We start from the raw sequence: 18309 nt of genomic DNA, 5'->3' as shown, positions 1-18309 counted from the left end.
TTATAAAAATCCTGCCTTCATCCCGAAAATTACAGACATACATACTTCCATCGTCCCATACATTTCAACTATAAGGTCTTGCGATAGAGAGTGGGGGAGATAGAATGAAGTTTTTTCGAGCAAAAGCTTTTCCATCCGTTAGCCGAAAAGGATGGTGTGTGTTGTTTCAGCATCCTTTTCAAACAGATAAAAGCGGAAACAAATACCCGGTTGTGAAACGTTATCTATGTGCTGAACAAGAGGAAGTAGATGTGCTTGTTGAAGAACTGAATGAACTGTTACGTATAGAAGAGTATTGGACAAGCACCGTAAAAGGGCGAGCAAAAGCACGCTACGACCATCGCGTGGTGAACGCATTTTATGATGAAGTGGACGAACCAGATACTCCAACAGTGAACAAAGATACGGATGCTTATCAGATTTCACTAATCGGGGAAGCGGAAAGTGGGAAAACATCCATCGTTCGTGCTGTTTTTGGTATTCACCCTGCGCGCGAAAAATTTCCAATTCGTTTTCGGAAAGCAAGTTACGATACGGTTTATGAAATGACGCATAGCGCCACTTATGAAGCAAAAGTGTCATTTCTGTCACGCCAGCAAGTATATGAAACCCTTGAAAAGACGGTAATTGAAAGTGCTTTGGTTTATGCGAGTGGAGGAACGGACTATGATCTTGCAGTTGCACTTGTGCATGGGAATCCTGAGTTACACTTTGAAGCTTTATTTGGAGAGGTTCCTTATAGTCCTCGCTATTTTACAGAACAATCTTCCACTGCAAAGAGCACAAAGCGAATCTTTCAGTATGTTGAATCCATTAAAAGTCTCACAAATACCGTTTTAGAAGAAAGTACGGAAGTAACAGAGGATTTTGAACAGCTGTTTTTACAAAAAACGGAGTACCGGCAGCTAATTGAAACGCTCTTAACATGTATTGAAAGGTCATTTAAAGAAAAATGTGATTTTACTTGGTCATATGGAATTGATGATTGGCCTAAGTTTGCATTCATTTCAACGGAAAGTCGGGCTCATTACTTTACGGCCTTACATCGCTTGACGACAGAAGCGGAAAAAGCAGATGGAGCGAGCTGCTATCCTCTTATTACGTCTATCCATGCTACTATTCCTTCAGTAAAAGAACAGCTTATTGTAATTCAAGATAGTAGAAGAGGAACCAGTCTTCATGATCAAGTGAAAGAAGCGGATCATATTATATATACTCATGATGCTTCACGTGAAATAGAGATTGATAAGTTAAAACGGCTAATTTCATATGGATATGGATATAAGCTGCAGATGATTTTTACTCATGCTGAACGTTTGCAAGGTGAAAGATACGCTGAAGAACGAGCGAAAAAGCATTGTTTATCTGCAGCAATTCAAGCGTGTATTCAGCGAGAAGAACAAGCTGTTGCTACCCAGCTTTCTTATTACCTCACGGCTGTACGTGTAGATATCGCCTCCTATTTAAATCGAAGTGATGAAGACGATCATCAGCTGTCAAAAATGGTTTGCATCAACCAGGTGAGCAGCACTCCAAAACAAGTTGGTGCAGAGCTTAACCCCATTTATCTTAGTATATTGGCTCCTCCAATCATAACGAAGGCTATTAGTCATTTGTATTCGCACCTTCTGCAACAGGACGATAAAGTATTTCCTGAAGAGTTGACGAGTCAGCTAGCGACTGAGCTTTACTATGGATTTGTGACTGAGCCTTCAGGGTGGTCTACATCTTATCATTCAGCGACCGATCGTCAGCGTACGTTCCAAGCCATAGCGAATTCTCTTTTCTTAGCGATTCAAGCATACGTTTTAGAAGAGGGAGTAAATAGAGAGGGGAAGGAATGGGCAGCAATTCAGCGTACAAAAGGTGAAGAAAGAGAGTACTGCGTGAAAAAGTTACTCCAAACAAAAATGAACAAAGAGTTTGAGCGTGGTTTATATTATGTGGTGAAGCACGTGGTGGAAAGTCATGGAGGAATTTTCATTCATTAAAAGCAGCTGATTAAGGCTGCTTTTTTCGTGCGTTCATAATTTGTACTGAAAACGTACATATTACTACTGGTAAAAAAACTTTTAAGGTGGGCAAATAGCATTGGAAAACTATTATGATTGCATTATTATTGGAGGCGGAATTGCTGGTCTCCAAGCAGCGATTCAGCTTGGGAGATACTGCCACAAAACTTTAGTGATTGATTCCAATGACGGTCGTTCAAATCTATGTAACAGGTATCATAATTTATTGGGGTGGCCAGAAGGTGTAAGTGGAGAAGAACTAAGAGACCGCGGGAAGAAGCAAGCTATGTGCTACAACGTACAGTTTGTAACTGACCGCGTAATATCGGCAGCTAAGCACGAAAAAGCTATTGCTTTAACCACAAAGGCTGATGAGCGTTATCAATGTAAAACGGTTTTATTAGCAACAGGTATTAAAGATCACTTGCCAAGCTTTCCAGAGCTGATTGGTTGCCTTGGCATTAGCGTGTATATTTGTCCGGACTGCGATGGCTATGAAGTAAAAGACAGTCGAGTCATTATAATTGGTAGAGGCGAAGCGGGAGCTAGCCTTGCTTGTACATTGACTCATTGGACAAAAGATATTGTCTATGTTGACGAAGAAATGAAGGTCTTGCCTACTAAGACAAAGCGAAAACTCCAGGAGCAAAAGTTAACGTATAAAAATGAACAAATTAAAAAAGTGTTGGTTGAAGGGAAAAGTCAGTTTAAAGGGATAGAATTGCAAAGCGGTGAAATAATTCATGCCAATCATTGTTTTCTAGCGTTGGGTGGCAATAAGGTGCGAAGTCATCTAGCAGAACAGCTGGGTGTGTATACGACAGAGAATAACCATGTATTAACGAATCATCGAACCAAAGAGACAAATGTGGAAAACGTATGGGCAGCTGGAGATTTAGTTGCTCATTCTGAGCAAGCAGCAGTAGCCATGGGGGAAGGAGTCCAAGCAGCGATTTGGATTCATAAACGTTTGCTAACATAAAAATAACAACCTTCTTTTTTTAAGAGGTTGTTATTGGCTTGTATAGATATGGTGCTTAAACAGATTTACTGCCCCGATAATCGTTCCGATAGGACTAAAGATAAGCAGTGTCCAACCGATTAAGGGTGATACATAAATTTGCATTAAAATGAGTGGAATACTTAAAGAAATAATGACAAGCATCGTGTTTAAACCTAAGCTTTTTCGTAAATTCTCCATTGTTTCTTCTCCTTTTTGAAAGTTCGCCAGCGTTCGGTGCAGACATTCAAAGAAATTGTTAAAATTAAGCGTTAGAAAAAGAACTCAATCATAGACAGTTTCGACTTGTTTCGTAAATCCTTGTGTCTTTTTTCACTATTGAAAATAAGAGTATGTTAAGGTTTTGCAGGCGATAAACAATCTCTTTGTTACGTGAGGTGAGTAGCGCTTGTAAACTTTCACATTCACTTGTATTATGCTAGTCACAATAAAGGTTTATACATAGAGACCATGAAAAAGCAGAGCCTGTAAAGACTCTGCTTTAATTAATCGTATTATTTAGAAGAAAGAGCTTTATATGTGTTTGGACCAACAATGCCATCAGCAGCTAAGCCGTTTGCGCTTTGAAACTTTTTAACAGCAGCGCTTGTATTAGAACCAAACATGCCATCTACGCCGTTTGTATTAAAGCCAAGAGAAGTAAGTTTTTGTTGTAGAGCTTTTACAGCATCTCCTTTGCTACCAAGCTTTAAAGTTGGCCCTGATGTTAAACTAGGGCCTTTGCTGGGTGAAGAAGGCTTGCTAGCTGTTGTTCCGTTTAGTGCTTTTTGTGTAGCCGCATCAACGACTCCAGTGACAGATAGTCCGCGAGCTTTTTGAAACTGACGCAAAGCAGCATCCGTATTGTTACCAAAAATGCCGTCAATTCCTTTTGTACTAAAGCCAAGAGAGGTAAGCTTTTGTTGAAGAGCACGCACTTCGTTACCACGGCTTCCTTTCTTTAAACCAGTGCTTGTTGCTGGCGGTTTGACACCTGGTTTTGCTCCATTTAGCGCTTTTTGAGTAGCTGAGTCAACCACGCCGTTTACAGATAAACCGCGATCTTTTTGGAATCTTCTTAAAGCCGTATCTGTATTGTTACCAAATACTCCATCTACCCCTTTTGTATCATAACCAAGAGAAGTGAGCTTTTGCTGAAGAGAGCGAACTTCATTACCGCGACTTCCTTTTTTAAGACCACTAACTGTCGGTTGAGAAGGCTGGCTGCTGTTAGATACTTTGTATCCATTAGCGGCCGCAATCGCGTCAAATGATTTTGAAGAATTGGTAATCACAACTGGAGTTCCTACTGTTACTTGACTAAATAACCATTCCACTTCGTTATCGTACATACGAACGCATCCGCTGCTTATGTACTTTCCAATGGAACTAGGATTATTGTTACCGTGAATAGCATACGTTGTACCGTTTGTACCGCGAGCGTTAATTCCCATCCAGCGATTACCCAATGGATTTCGCGGATCTCCTCCCGGTATTTTACCCGTATAATAAGGACGATTTACAATCTTATTAACAATACGAAACTTACCCTCAGGTGTAAGTGAATTCGTACGCCCAGTCGCAACTGAAAAGGTACGAACGAGCTTATTGTTCTTATAATAAGCTAATTGATTGTTTGCTTTGTTGATGACAATGAAGTGAGTTGTACTTCCTGCAGCTTCTGTTTTATTTGCGCTGAAGAAAAGAGTTCCCATTACTAAAATTATCGCTAAAAATAAGACACTTACCTTTGTTTTTTTCTTTGCCAACTGACCATCCCCCTTTTATTTTTTGGTCGTTTACACGTGTTGACAACTGCAAATGATTCAAAAAAGATAGCGCTTGCTTTTTCAATATCTAGATGATACCTTGCGTAAAAATAGTACGAGAATGAACGTAAGTGTATAAAGTGAGGAGTATAGGAAACGAATGTTTATGGATCACGTTCACTCCATTTCTAGGAGTAGAATGGCCTAATATATTTGTGTAGGTAATCACGTCCTTTCATAAAAAACTCTAAACTATAATAGTTTTTAATAACTATTATTATACCAGATATAGACAAAATAGGAGGAAGTATCTATCTCTAATTCTCTGTATGAACCTACTATTTTCGACATCTTTTTCTTGTGTGTATGTCAAAATAACTAGATTTTTAACGTCGTTTTTTGACAAGCGTTCGACAGGGGGAGTTGACAGAAAGTCTAAAAAGGAAAAGAGGGAGGTTTTTTTCCTTTGTATTAATAGTAAGAGCAGCACCAAGTATCGGTGCTGCTCTAGTGTAATAGCGTAACGCTTAAATAAGCTATGTACAAAGCTTGAACGAAAAATAAAAGTCCCCAAATTCGACTTGAAACCATCGTGAGTTCTTTTAAGCTGGTTGCATCACCAGCATGATAAGGTTGCTTGACACTTAATACAAAAATAACAGCTGCTGATAAAACAGACTCAACCAACAAAATAGCTCCAACAAACATCATGCTATACATAATGAGAGTGGGTGAGTTTAGGTAGTAAACGCCTCCTAAAATGGCAAGGATAGAAATAAGCCAAAGTATTCCGTAACGGTTTCTTACTAAGAAAAGAAGGTTAAATAACAAAATGCCTCCTAATCCATAAAACAGTAGGTCGTAGCGATGTTGTACAAGCAGGTAGAAGAATAAATAAGTCATAGCTGAACTGAAAGGGTAACCGGCCAGTGCAATGATAACGCGGGGAAGCCAGCCGCGAGCACCAGCATAGGTGGACGTAATTGCTACTCCTTCTGTGTTTGTGTATAGCTCAATTCGCTTTACACCTTTTCCGAAAATCATCCCCATAAGAGCATGTCCATCCTCATGCAAAAGCGTATTTAAATTGGAAAAATAACGTCCTATATGTGTGAGGCCTTGGTTAAGACCGTGCATTTGCCGGCCGGCTAACGGAATGCCTCTCGTTAAAACAATGGCAAGAACAATAAACGCATACAAAATGGTGTGTTGTGACATAGTATTCTATTCCTTTGCGTATAAAATCAAAAACTACTATTACTTTACCCTGTTTAAAACAGAAAGAGCAATTTTAAATTATTATCTTTACAGTCTTTAAACGTTTGTTAGAAGTTATTACACATTCGTTGACCAATCATCCTGCAAGTTATTACGCTTAAAGGAGACATAAGCGAAAAGGGAGCGGTGATGATGAACGATAAATGGAATGCATTTCTTAATAAAGAAATAATCGTAGAGCCGATGAACGCCGGATTGTTAAGTGGAAAAACATTTGCTTTAAAAGATGTTTTTGATGTAAAAGGACATACGGCTAGTGCGGGAAATCCTTATTGGTTACGTACTCATGAACCAGCAAGTAATCATGCTGAAGTCGTTACAAGTTTGCTAGCTTCAGGTGCTAAGCTGACGGGCGTAACGCATACGGATGAACTAATGTATGGATTAAATGGTGAAAATTTTCATTATGGAACGCCTCTTCATCCAATTAATCACAACCGAATTCCAGGGGGGTCATCAAGCGGTTCAGCGGTGGCAGTAGCTGCTGGTCTCGTCGATTTTGCAGTTGGAACGGATACAGGTGGTTCAATACGAATTCCAGCGAGCTATTGCGGTATTTACGGATTTAGGCCGACGCACGGGAGACTATCGGTTGAAGGATTAATACCGTTAGCACCTAGCTTTGATACGATTGGATTTATGGCAAAAGATATAAACACGATGGTTGATGTTGCATCCGCTTTATTTGTGTCTCAAGCTCATGAACCTTCTTTTGAGAACATTGTTGGAGTAAGCAACTTGTTTGAACTAGCAGATGAAGAAGCAGGTAAGAACGTGAAGGCATTATTACAAGATCATCCTGTTGGCTACGAGAACATACAGCTTTCTTATAAGCTAAGTGAGTGCATGGAAGCATTTCGTATGCTGCAGGGAATTGAAGTTTGGCGCGCTCACGGAGAATGGATTAAACGATTTAACCCTACATTTGGTCCTGATGTAGCCGAACGTTTTGAATGGGCTAGTACACTAAAAGACGAAGAGATGTCAGATGCTAAACAAGTTCGTGAAACGATTACCAAAGAGCTTACTCATCTTTTAGATGAGAAAACAATCTTAGTACTACCAACAGCTCCAGGAGTAGCCCCTGTAAAGAATGCAGTCGGTCCAGAACTTCAAAATCGAAGGCTACATACGCTGCAGATGACATGCTTAGCTGGTTTAGCAGGGTTACCACAGCTTACGATTCCAGCTGGTTATGTTAATCAGCTTCCTGTTGGTTTATCCGTTATCGCAGGAAGAAATCAAGACCAGCAATTATTAACATGGGTGCAAGCATGGATGGGAAGTAAAGAAAGAGTCACCTTGAAAGAATAAAATATAAAAATGATAAAAAATCGCTCACTACCAAAAAGTGGGCGGTTTTTTGTGTTAAAATAATCAAGTGTTTTGCCGATTTATAAAATGATAGTTGACTAAACAAGTTTTGTTTGAAGAGTTGATTGCGCACAGATAGACCAGCAGCGCACGAAATGCAATGATTATGGAAAGGAATAAGGGAGCAATATGGAAGCTTATTTTTCAAAACAGTTTGACAAAGAGGAATTTACGTTTGTTTATCAGCCGATTTATTGTGTGAATAAATGGAGTAAAGTTGGGTTTGAAGCACTGTTAAGACTACAATCTTCTCATGCACCTATTATCGATTTATTTTTACAAGCACATGAAGATGAAAAGTTGGCGGAACTTGACATGATGGCGATTGAAGGAGCAATTGATTGTTTTCCATTTGAAATTTTACAAGGTAAAAAGCTATTTGTGAATCTTTTTCCATCTACCGTAATAGATAAACAGTTTCACTTTTTTATTCAGCATTTGTTAGTTATGTATCCAAACAGCTTCAAGCGCGTGGTATTCGAACTAAATGAAAGTACGTTTGAGCACAATATTTGGTCATCTCCATTGTTTAAAGAAGGGCTGAGCTATTTACGTCAATGTGGATTTCAAATTGCTATAGATGATGTAGGTACAGGGATGGGAAGTCTTCAACACGTTGTGGAGCATCGTCCAGACATTATTAAGCTAGATGGCTATTTTTCAAAAGGGTTAGCACATTCAAAAGAAAAGCAAGAAATGGTGAAGTGCTTATCGCAATATAATGAAGGAAACACTACTCTCATTTTAGAAGGAATCGAATGTGAAAAGGACTTGGCAATCGCGCTTACATTAGATATTAAGGTAGTACAGGGCTATTTACTAGATCGTCCTGCAGCAATCGATACGTTTTTAAAGAACCACCAGCTTAGGGAATCGTTGAGCTTTGGGGGTATTCGTTGAGGAACGTGAACTGTATTAAGTGGTGTGGGTACATAATAGGTTTACTATTTCTGTTAGGATGTACGATGGTCGTTTATCTATCCACTAATCTTCCATTTTTATTAGCAGGTATCTTGGTTGTGATTATGATTAACGCTGCGCTTGGCATTCAGTTTGTGTTATTTAAGAGCGAGTATATCAGTCGTTATGAAAAATCAGTGTACAGCTGTTCACAAACGGTGTTTGGGTATGCAGGTAAATGTTTTGCCATTTTATTTTATGGTATCTCGTATTTCCTTGCTAAAAAGACCGCTCGTTTGCCCATCATCATTGATTCTTTAGCACTTATTTTGCTTCTTCTCTTCTTACTAGTTATTGGGTTGATGAGTGTCACGCCTTATGAATAATAGGGAAAAGTAGCTCGGTAGCTGTTGAGGTAACAAAATCTTGCTATAATAAATAGAAAGAGGACTGACAAAAGTGAGGCGAGGGAGATGGGCAGTTTTTTCAAGCGAACGGAAGAGGAAAAGAAAGAATCTGCAACAACGGCTTGGATTGTAAAAGCAAAAAGCAGCCAAAAAGAAAGAGAAGTGGAATATGCTTCGGCACAGCTGCTAGGCATTATTCAAAAAGCGCAGCGTGAGAACCGGGATATTGTCTTTCTTTGTATTGGGTCCGATCGCTACGTAGGAGATTCTTTGGGTCCGTTGGTAGGGACTATGCTAGTAGAAAGAGACATACCTTTTGAAGTATATGGTACGCTAGAGCAACCGGTTCATGCTTTTAATTTAAAAGAGATGATTAAAGACGTGAATAAGCGATTCATAAAGCCTTTCATTATTAGCATCGATGCGTGCCTTGGGGAACAAAGCCAAGTGGGTGACGTAATAATAAAAGAAGGGCCGCTAGTGCCAGGGCAAGCGCTAGCAAAAGTGCTCCCTGAAATTGGCGACTATCATATAAAAGGAATGGTCAATTACGTGGATCCATTTCCTGCTACGCAGTTTCTAAATGACACGAGATTGTTTACGGTTATGACCATCGCAAAAACAATTGTCGATGTAATTAAGACAATACCTCAACATAAAAAAGAGCTGTGAACTTCGTTTCACAGCTCTTTTATCGTTATAAAACGGTAATGGCACCTGTTAGAATTGCGATAATGGTAATGGATAATGAACAAATAATGGCCCATTTAAATCCGTAGCGCTGCAGTTCTCCAATATCCGTTTTTACCATTCCAACAAGAAGCAGTGTAGAAGCAACTAATGGACTTAAAAAGTGAACAGGCTGCCCAAGAATAGAAGCTCTTGCAATTTCAACAGGGTCTACGCCATAAGCCGCACCGGCTTCAGCTAAAATTGGTAACACGCCAAAGTAATAAGCGTCGTTTGAAAGCACGAAAGTAAACGGCATGCTTGTTAACGCAACGACGACTGGAAAGAAAGAGCCTAAAGAATCTGGGATAATCGCAACGAGTGAGTTAGCGATTGCGTCTACCATTTTGGTACCTGAGAAAATGCCAGTGAAAATTCCTGCAGCAAACACAAGCGTCACAACGGTAAGCGCATTTCCCGAATGAGCCAGTAGGCGTTCTTTTTGTTGTTCGATGTTTGGATAGTTAATCATGGATGCTAGGACAAATCCAATTAAGAAGAGAACAGGTACAGGCATAACGCCCATAATAAGCACAACCATTACGACAATCGTTAACAATAAGTTGATCCAAATTAATTTGGGGCGTTTTAAACTTTCTGTTTGAGCTACTTCATAAGCAGCTGCTAATTCAGGCAGTTCCCCCGCATGATTTTTCTTATATTCAATATCAATAACTCCCAGACGCTGTCGTTCTTTTCTACCGAGAGCGTAAGCAACACCAATGACGGTTAATAAACCACCAAGCATTGTTGGAAGCAATGGGATAAAGAATTCGTTAGCATCTAATCCAAGTGAAGCAATTGCGCGAGTAGCAGGGCCTCCCCAAGGTGTCATACCGCTCATAATGCTTAAAGATAGAAGTGAAATAATAGCAAGAATTAGCGGATTCATCCCCAAGCGTAAATAAAGTGGTAGCATAGCTGAAATGGTAATCATATGTGTTGTTGTCCCGTCTCCATCTAACGCAACAGTAGAAGCTAAAATAGCTGTTCCAATCGCAATTTTAACAGGATCTCCTTTTACAATTTGCAGCATCTTTTTAATAAGCGGATCAAACAAGCCTGCATCTATTAAAATACCAAAAAATAAAATAGCAAACAGCAGTAGAGCGGCTGAAGGTGCAACTACTTTTAAACCTTCTAGCATCATTTCCCCAAGTTTAGATCCAAATCCACCTATAATGGCGAATACAATTGGAACAATTGTGAGCGCGTTAATAGGTGATAACTTTTTTGTCATAATTAAGTACGTAAAAACAATAACCATTGAGATTCCTAAGAATGTAAGAATCGTAATCCCCTCCTCTTTTTTTAATAGAAACCGCTTTCAAATAAGAGTTGTGAAACAGTAAGAATTTGCGTGGTTGTTAGTCGTTTAAAAATTCTATGTTTTAAGAATATTACACGGTAGGAGATAAGTGAAATATATATTTTTATCAAAAAGTCAAAAAAAAACTTATAACCTCACGCAGAAGTTATAAGTTAAATGGTGAAATGTTCGCAGTTTCTCTATTTAAAAAGTCGATGAAGTGCTTAACAGTTGATAGGTTTAAAACATCTTGGTGATACATAAGCCACGTATTTCGTAGCACGGGCTCATCGTTTTTATAAGAGAGTCCATAGACAAAAAGATTATCTGAAGGTTGTAAACAAATTTCAGGTAAAATAGAAAAACCCAAATCATTCTTTACCATTTCTTTGCACGTCTCTTGACGGTCTGTTTCCATCGTCACACGAGGAGGCTCAGCAAACTGATCATGCCACCAGTCATTAATTAAGTTTTTTAATGAGCTGTCAGTTTTATAGTTGATAAATGGGCGGCTGGGCAATTCGTCAATCGTTAACTCTGTTTTTGAAATTAGACATAACCGTTCTTTTGTTAGTAGAGACTTTACGCCGTACCAATCATAGTTTCCTCTTAAAATACCAAGCTGAACAGCAGATGTATCAAGAAGGTTCATAATATCTGTGCTCCAGCCGGTATTGACGTTAAATTGAACGTGAGGATATTGAAGCGAAAACTTCTTCAGTAACTTTGGCAGGCGATATTGCGCAAAGTTGCTAGAGACACCTAAGCGTAGCGTTCCACGCACCTCTTGTTTCATATTCAGCATATAATCCTTTGTTTTTTGAAGCTCAGCCAGCATATCTTGTGCATACTCAGCAAGGTAAATACCTTCAGAAGTGAATTCAATTCCTTTTTTCGTTTTAAAAAACAAACTTGTTCCAAAGTCTTTCTCTAAATTCTTCAAGCGATAGGTTAAAGCTGGCTGAGAAATATATAATCGTTCAGAAGCTCGGCTAATATTTCGCTCCTCAAATAGTATTTTTAAAGCAATCCAATCTTTTTCATCCATAGTTGACACCCCAAACTAAGTTATAAGTTTTTTTTCTTATTTTTGAAATAAATTATCTATTGTACTTATGAACAGATTTATCATACTATATTTTTGAAGAAAGAGATAGGAAAATTAAGAATAATTAGAATATAAAAGAAGGTGTGATGAATGAGAATTCCTGTAACGATTATGCGTGGAGGCACAAGCAAAGGAATCTTTCTAAACATGGACCATATGCCAAGTGATCAAGCGCTTTGGAAAGATTTTTTACTAGATATTATGGGAAGTCCAGATCAAAGGCAGATTGATGGATTAGGTGGAGCAAACTCGTTAACTAGTAAAGCGGCAATTATTAAGCAATCAGAAATTGAAGGAGTAGATGTAGAGTATACGTTTGCTCAAATTAGTGTCGATCATCAACTCGTTGATTTTAAAGGAAACTGTGGGAACATCTCATCAGCTGTTGGACCATATGCAATTGCACAAGGATTTGTGACACCAAAAGAACCAATCACTACCGTAACGATACTTAATACCAATACACAAAAAATTATTAAAGCCGAAGTGGAAGTAGAAGATGGACAAGTGAAGACGGAAGGAACCTATGAAATCCCTGGTGTTCCAGGTACTGGCTCACCTATTTATCTTTCATTTACCCAAGCTGAAGGAGCCGTAACAGGAAAGCTTTTTCCAACCGGAAATGCTATTGATATGATTAAAACATCCAAGGGACTTATACCAGCATCAATTGTCGATGTAGCTAACCCTCTTGTATTTGTAAAAGCAGAGGATATCGGCCTTACAGGCTATGAGTTGCCTGCTGAATATTCGGAAGACACTCTTTATTATTTAGAAGAAATCCGCTCACAAGCAGCTGAAATTTGCGGATTCGCTAAGAAAGAAGAGGCAACAATAAAATCACCAGCTGTTCCTAAAATGACAATTATTGCTCCTCCGAGAAATTATAAGGACAGCTCAGGAAGGGAACGGAAAAGTGAAGAAATGGATGTGGCTATTCGTATGATGTCTATGCAAAAACCACATCAAGCATTAGCTATAACCGGTGCGATTTGTACAACAGCTTCAGCATTTCTGGAGGGAACAATTGTTTCAAAACTCGTTGATATTCATAGCCCTGTCATTCGCTTGGCTCATCCTGCAGGTATCATGGAAACAAAAGTAGATTTCATTGCCGGACAAATGCAAGGCATTAAGGTGATGCGTACAGCAAGGATGATTTTAGAGGGGTACGTATATACAAAGCATAACTACCAAGTTGCGCACCAGTTAGCGTAAGCGGTAACTATCAAAGCTGTTCATAGAGAACAATAATTTCATGAAAACGGAGGGGTTCGAAGGATGTGGGTTGTGACCATCTATTCTAGTCAAAATGAAATGAGAATGTTTGAGTTTGAATCAGAACAAGAAGCACGTACGGTATTTGAGCAAGAAAAAGGGTACAAGATTTTATCTCAAGTTCTGTATCCAAGCAATCCTTCGCTGGCGTTAACGGTTGTGTGAGGAAGAGCCACATGAAAAAATTTCATGTGGCTTTTTTATATCTTTTTTTTCACAAACTATTATTTCATACAATGAATAGTCTTTTTTGTTTTCAATAGATACGCAAGAGAAAGTTTTTAATACATAACTACTTGGAGAGTATGGGAGAGATAATTAATATCTTAGAATATAGATTTGCTTGGAAGAAAGCATGCCTATAATTATAAAAAGAAAAAATTTTCTGAAAAAAGTTGTTGCTAATCTCCATAAAACTATTTATAATTCAAATCAATTAGGAAAGCGCTTTCTTTAATTAGGAGATGAAAGGGGTCTTTACATGATAGGTGACAATCAAGCGTTGCTTATAATGAAAGGAATTAAAAAGAGTTTTTCCAATAACCATGTTCTAAAAGGCATTGATTTAAATGTTAAAGCTGGAGAAGTACATGTTCTGTTAGGAGAAAACGGAGCTGGAAAATCAACTCTCATTAAAATTTTAACAGGGGCTTACGAAAAGGATGACGGAGAGATTTATTGGGAAGGAAAGCTTGTGCAGATTAACAATCCGGTAGATTCTATGAAGCTTGGAATCGCAACAATTTATCAAGAGCTTAACGTTATTCCACAGCTGAAAGTCTATGAAAATATTTTCCTTGGCAGGGAATTAAAGCAACGTGGAAAGGCTTCTCTTTTAAATCATAAACAAATGAGAGAAGAAGCAAAGCGCTACTTGACCATGCTAGGACAAAGCCCAGATCTTGCAGATAAGCAGCTCAGTGAATTAGGGATTGGTCAGCAACAATTAGTAGAAATTGCTAAAGCGCTTACCTTAGATGCGAAGTTAATCATTATGGATGAGCCAACTGCCAGCCTAAGTTCTACAGAAGTTGAACAGTTATATTCAACAGTAGAAGGCCTTACGAAAAAAGGTATTGCAATTGTTTTTATTTCTCATAGGCTGGATGAAATTAAGCGAATGGGAGACCGAATTACTATTTTACGAGATGGTTTTCAAATTGATACGCTACCAGTTCGCACAACAACAACGGATAAGTGGATTGAGCTTATGGTTGGAAGAACTCTAGATGAAAAATATCCAAAGCAATCATTTGTACTTGGAGGTGAAGGTTTTCGTATCAAAGATTTTCATGTCAAAGGTTTTAAAGAAAAGCTTAACTTTACCCTGAGATACGGTGAGATTGTCGGCATTTCCGGATTGGTTGGAGCAGGAAGAACAGAGTTGGCTAGAGCAATCTTTGGCGCTGACCAAAAAGAAAGCGGAAGCGTATATATCGATAAGAAAGAAGTTCATATTAAATCACCTAAAGACGCCATCAATGCAGGCATTGCATTCATTACCGAAGATCGAAAGAATGAAGGGTTACTGCTGGATCAACCTCTAGATTTTAACATCTCCTTAGCTAATACAAAAATGTTCAAGCAAAAAAACAATCTTATCAATTTAAACACCATTAAGAAAACAGCAGACAACTATATTAAAGAACTTCGAGTACGTCCTGACAATATTGAGCTTCATGCTCGTAAGCTAAGCGGTGGCAATCAGCAGAAAGTCGTTATTGCCAAATGGCTTTGCACGCAAGCAAAAGTTTTCATTTTTGATGAACCGACTCGAGGGATTGATGTAGGTGCCAAAGTCGAGGTATATCGTTTAATGAATGAGCTTGTAGAAAAGGGTGCAATTGTTCTTATGATTTCATCTGATTTACCAGAAATTCTTGGAATGTGTGATCGTGTACTTGTAATGAATGAAGGTAAATTTACGGCTGATTTAGAGATTCAAGAAGCAAATCAAGAAATAATCATGAAAGCAGCGACAGGAGGCTGAACGTAATGAGTGAAGTTATTATTCAAAAAAAGCCAATGCATAACGAAAAGAAGTCACTTAAGCACTACTTAGGTAAGTTTGGTGCCTTAATTGGTCTTGTTATATTAAGCGTTATTCTTACAATGCTATCTGACAAATTCCTTACTGTAAATAATATTATGAATATCGCTCGTCAGTCCTCTATTAATGCTCTATTAGCACTTGGAATGCTTTTACCTATTTTAACAGCAGGCATTGATTTATCTGTTGGATCAATACTAGCTGTTTCAATTATGGTCATGGGTATTGTCTCTGTTACTATGGGATTGAATCCAATTCTAGGTATTCTTGTTTGTTTATTAGTTGGTATATTCTTTGGATGGTTAAATGGAATTTTACTTACAAAACTTCGCTTGCCTCATCCATTTATCTCAACGCTTGGCACGATGAATATTGCTCGTGGTATTGCGTTAATTATTACTGCTGCAGCTCCTATTGCAGGCTTTCCTTACATGATTCAATTTTTAGGTGGAGAGTTTGTTGGGCCGATTCCAATCAGTTTTTTACTTGTCATTGTGATGTACGTTATCTTCCACATCTTTTTAACAAGAACACAAACAGGCCGATATATTTATGCAATTGGGGGCAATAAAGAAGCAGCCCACTTATCAGGAATTAATGTAGATCGCGTTCTCATTATAGTTTATACAATCAGCGGCTTTATGGCAGCGCTGGCTGGACTTGTTATGGTTGGACGCGTCAATTCTGCGTTCCCGCTCGCTGGTTTATCTTACGAATTAGATGCAATTGCAGCCGTTATTATCGGAGGAGCAAGCTTCTTTGGAGGGGTAGGTACTGTATGGGGAACGCTAATTGGAGCCATGATCATTGCCGTATTAAGAAATGGACTGAATTTACTCAATGTTTCAGCTGATTTTCAAATGGCGGTTATTGGAGTCGTCATTATCGCAGCAGTATATGTAGACGTACTTAGACAGAGAAAAAGTAAAAAAGGCTCATGAAAATTAAGCGTTTACATTTTGGTTATCTATTCTAAAGGGGGAAATGATGATGAAAAAAGGATTCAGAAAGTTAGGGATGTTAACAATGGCAGCTGGGTTACTAGTTGCGGCAGGGTGCAGTGGTGATAAAGCATCTGGAGGAGGAGAAGAAAGCGTAACGGTCGTGTTAAAAACGCTAAGTAGTCCTTATTGGAAGTATGTTGAAGCAGGAGCAAAAGAAGCCGGAAAAGATCTAGGTGTGGATGTAAATATAGTTGGACCAGCTTCTGAATCGCAAGTTATTGAACAGGTAAATATGATTGAGGATTCTATCAATCAAATGCCGGGAGCAATTGTAGTATCACCATCTCAGCCTTCAACGGTTGTACCTGTCTTAAAGCAAGCAACTCAAGGTAATTTACCAGTACTGTTAATTGATACAGATGCTGATTTTGAGGAAAAAACGGCATTTATTGGTACAGATAACTATACGGCTGGTCAAGAAGGCGGAAAACTTCTTGCATCCATGCTAGAAAAAGGGGATAGCGTTGCTTTAATTGCAGGAGCACTTGGGAATTCAGCAATGGATGCTCGTATTAAAGGAGCGAAAGAAGAACTTGAAAAGGCAGGTATGAAGATTGTAGCTGAACAGCCAGCTGATAGTGATAAAACGAAAGCGATGTCGGTTATGGAAAACATTATGCAAAAAAATAAAGATGTAAAAGGTGTATTTTCTGCAAATGATGATATGGCACTTGGCGCTTTACGTGCTCTTGAAGGCAAAGGAGATATTCCTGTAATTGGTACGGATGGAACGGTTGAAGCTGTTGAATCAATTATTGCTGGTAAGATGGCTGGTACGATTGCGCAAAGTCCATACGACATGGGATATCAAGGTGTAGAAAATGCGTTAAAAACGATTAAGGGTGAAAAAATTGAAAAACGCATTGATAGTGGAATTGATATCATCACACAAGAAAACGCTCAGGAAAAGCTAGAGTTCTTACAGAGTATTTCAAAGTAATAGCAGTGTTAAGCTCTTAATGTGCGATAGAAACTCTTAATCGGGCGTGTTAAGAATCCATGTAGAAAGCGCCTTGTAAAGGATATGAATAACTCATTCATGATAAGATAATTAAAAGAGAAGATTAAGAGGAGAAGAACTAGAATGAAAACAACAATTTATGATGTAGCGAAAAAAGCTGGAGTTTCTATCGCCACTGTATCAAAAGTTATTAACGAAACAGGTCGTATCGGTGAGAAGACGAGAAAAAAAGTTCACAAGGTCATGGAAGAGCTCGATTATCAACCAAGTAGCGTAGCTGCAGCTTTGACTGGAAAGAAAACGTATACAATTGGTGTGTTAGTACCAGATATTTCAAATCCCTTTTTTGCAGAGGTAGCGCGTGCTTTTGAAAATAGTGCGCAATCTGCAGGATATACACTGTTTCTTTGTAGTACGGATAATCAGCCAGAACGTGAAAACGAATATGTAGAGCTCTTGTTAAAAAAGCAAGTAGATGGCATTGTGGTTGCTACTGAGCTAAATAATTTTAAGTTAGTAAACAAAATTGTAAGCAGGGAGTTGCCACTTGTTCTGTTTTCTGTAGATCATCCGTCAGTTTCCACTCATGTTGTGACCACAGATGATGTAAGAGGTGGTTATTTAGCAGGAAATCACTTAACAAGTAAAGGGCACCGTCAAATAGCAATTATTATGGAACAAGATCGTAGCAGTAGTAAAGCACGTTTAAATGGGTTTACACAGGCATTAAACGAAGAGAAGGTTCTTTTAGAAGATAGTGATGTAATTAGCTGTCGTTCAGTTATTGAGGATGCCAAAAGAGCAGCGCGTGAACTTTTATCAGGCCCTAAAAAACCTACCGCTGTCTTTGCCTGTACGGACTTAATTGCCGTAGCGGTTATGAATGAGGCTCGAAAACAGGGATTAGCTATTCCTGGGGATTTATCGGTTATTGGATTTGACAATACAATCTATGCTGAAATGGCTGATCCGGGATTAACAACCATTGAGCAACCGATTACGCAAATGGCTGAATACACGTTTGCGCAGCTCTTAAAGACTATTAACGGAAGTGAGTCCATTAAACAAAGGGTTATGCTAACTCCTGAACTTATCGAGCGGGGGTCTGTTAAAAACATATTGGAGTAAAA

General features: G+C 38.7%; 17 protein-coding genes. 12 read left to right on the top strand and 5 right to left on the bottom strand.

Annotated features, from left to right (window positions below):
* Positions 1–104 precede the first annotated feature (104 nt).
* Positions 105–1991, top strand: a complete 1887-nt coding sequence (locus V2145_RS14450) for a hypothetical protein (RefSeq protein ID WP_330987936.1) — start codon at positions 105–107, stop codon at positions 1989–1991.
* 100 nt (positions 1992–2091) lie between these two features.
* Positions 2092–2994, top strand: a complete 903-nt coding sequence (locus tag V2145_RS14445; protein WP_094912386.1) for an NAD(P)/FAD-dependent oxidoreductase — start codon at positions 2092–2094, stop codon at positions 2992–2994.
* A 30-nt stretch (positions 2995–3024) separates the two neighbouring features.
* Here V2145_RS14445 and V2145_RS14440 read toward each other — a convergent pair whose 3' ends face one another.
* From V2145_RS14440 to V2145_RS14430, 3 genes are all read right to left on the bottom strand, one after another.
* Positions 3025–3213, bottom strand: coding sequence for a hypothetical protein (locus V2145_RS14440; protein WP_094912387.1), 189 nt, complete (start codon positions 3211–3213; stop codon positions 3025–3027).
* 314 nt (positions 3214–3527) lie between these two features.
* Complete coding sequence (locus tag V2145_RS14435; RefSeq protein ID WP_094912388.1) at positions 3528–4781, bottom strand: L,D-transpeptidase family protein; 1254 nt, start codon at positions 4779–4781, stop codon at positions 3528–3530.
* Positions 4782–5288: 507 nt separating this feature from the next.
* A complete protein-coding gene (locus V2145_RS14430; protein WP_330987935.1) occupies positions 5289–5999 on the bottom strand; it encodes a M50 family metallopeptidase in 711 nt (236 codons plus the stop codon).
* A 192-nt stretch (positions 6000–6191) separates the two neighbouring features.
* On the opposite strand from V2145_RS14430, the gene V2145_RS14425 reads away from it, so the two are divergent.
* The 4 genes from V2145_RS14425 to yyaC all read left to right on the top strand — a co-directional run bounded on the left by V2145_RS14425 (position 6192) and on the right by yyaC (position 9412).
* Positions 6192–7373, top strand: coding sequence for an amidase (locus V2145_RS14425; protein ID WP_131887407.1), 1182 nt, complete (start codon positions 6192–6194; stop codon positions 7371–7373).
* Positions 7374–7562: 189 nt separating this feature from the next.
* A complete protein-coding gene (locus V2145_RS14420; RefSeq protein ID WP_131887406.1) occupies positions 7563–8333 on the top strand; it encodes an EAL domain-containing protein in 771 nt (256 codons plus the stop codon).
* On the top strand, positions 8330–8719 hold the full coding sequence (locus V2145_RS14415; protein WP_330987934.1) for a hypothetical protein: 390 nt from the start codon (positions 8330–8332) through the stop codon (positions 8717–8719). Before V2145_RS14420 ends, V2145_RS14415 begins: the two co-directional genes overlap by 4 nt.
* Positions 8720–8806: 87 nt before the next feature.
* Positions 8807–9412, top strand: coding sequence for a spore protease YyaC (gene yyaC, locus V2145_RS14410; protein WP_094912396.1), 606 nt, complete (start codon positions 8807–8809; stop codon positions 9410–9412).
* A gap of 25 nt (positions 9413–9437) precedes the next feature.
* Here the strand turns inward: yyaC and V2145_RS14405 are convergent, their stop codons facing one another.
* Together V2145_RS14405 and V2145_RS14400 are read right to left on the bottom strand one after the other, a co-directional pair.
* Complete coding sequence (locus V2145_RS14405) at positions 9438–10760, bottom strand: CitMHS family transporter (protein ID WP_094912398.1); 1323 nt, start codon at positions 10758–10760, stop codon at positions 9438–9440.
* 184 nt (positions 10761–10944) lie between these two features.
* Positions 10945–11826 carry a LysR family transcriptional regulator gene (locus V2145_RS14400; RefSeq protein WP_131887404.1) on the bottom strand — a complete coding sequence of 294 codons (882 nt, stop codon included), beginning with the start codon at positions 11824–11826 and terminating at the stop codon, positions 10945–10947.
* Between the two features lie 150 nt (positions 11827–11976).
* On the opposite strand from V2145_RS14400, the gene V2145_RS14395 reads away from it, so the two are divergent.
* From V2145_RS14395 to V2145_RS14370, 6 genes are all read left to right on the top strand, one after another.
* The gene (locus tag V2145_RS14395; RefSeq protein ID WP_094912401.1) at positions 11977–13104 is read left to right on the top strand and encodes a 2-methylaconitate cis-trans isomerase PrpF family protein; all 1128 of its coding nucleotides are present in this window, start codon (positions 11977–11979) and stop codon (positions 13102–13104) included.
* Positions 13105–13167: 63 nt separating this feature from the next.
* Complete coding sequence (locus V2145_RS14390; protein WP_210611120.1) at positions 13168–13329, top strand: hypothetical protein; 162 nt, start codon at positions 13168–13170, stop codon at positions 13327–13329.
* Between the two features lie 316 nt (positions 13330–13645).
* Positions 13646–15154, top strand: coding sequence for a sugar ABC transporter ATP-binding protein (locus V2145_RS14385; protein ID WP_094912402.1), 1509 nt, complete (start codon positions 13646–13648; stop codon positions 15152–15154).
* A gap of 5 nt (positions 15155–15159) precedes the next feature.
* Entirely contained in the window at positions 15160–16155 is a 996-nt protein-coding gene (locus V2145_RS14380; RefSeq protein WP_094912403.1) for an ABC transporter permease, read from the top strand.
* A gap of 49 nt (positions 16156–16204) precedes the next feature.
* Positions 16205–17158 (top strand): sugar ABC transporter substrate-binding protein, encoded by a 954-nt coding sequence (locus V2145_RS14375; RefSeq protein WP_094912404.1) that lies wholly within the window; start codon positions 16205–16207, stop codon positions 17156–17158.
* 144 nt (positions 17159–17302) lie between these two features.
* Positions 17303–18307: a LacI family DNA-binding transcriptional regulator gene (locus V2145_RS14370; protein WP_094912406.1), complete on the top strand. Its 1005-nt coding sequence runs from the start codon at positions 17303–17305 to the stop codon at positions 18305–18307.
* Positions 18308–18309 lie beyond the last annotated feature (2 nt).

This window comes from Priestia sp. GS2 (genome assembly GCF_036409025.1).
Lineage (GTDB): Bacteria > Bacillota > Bacilli > Bacillales > Bacillaceae_H > Priestia > Priestia aryabhattai_A.
This window is presented reverse-complemented; position numbering and strand designations above follow the sequence as displayed.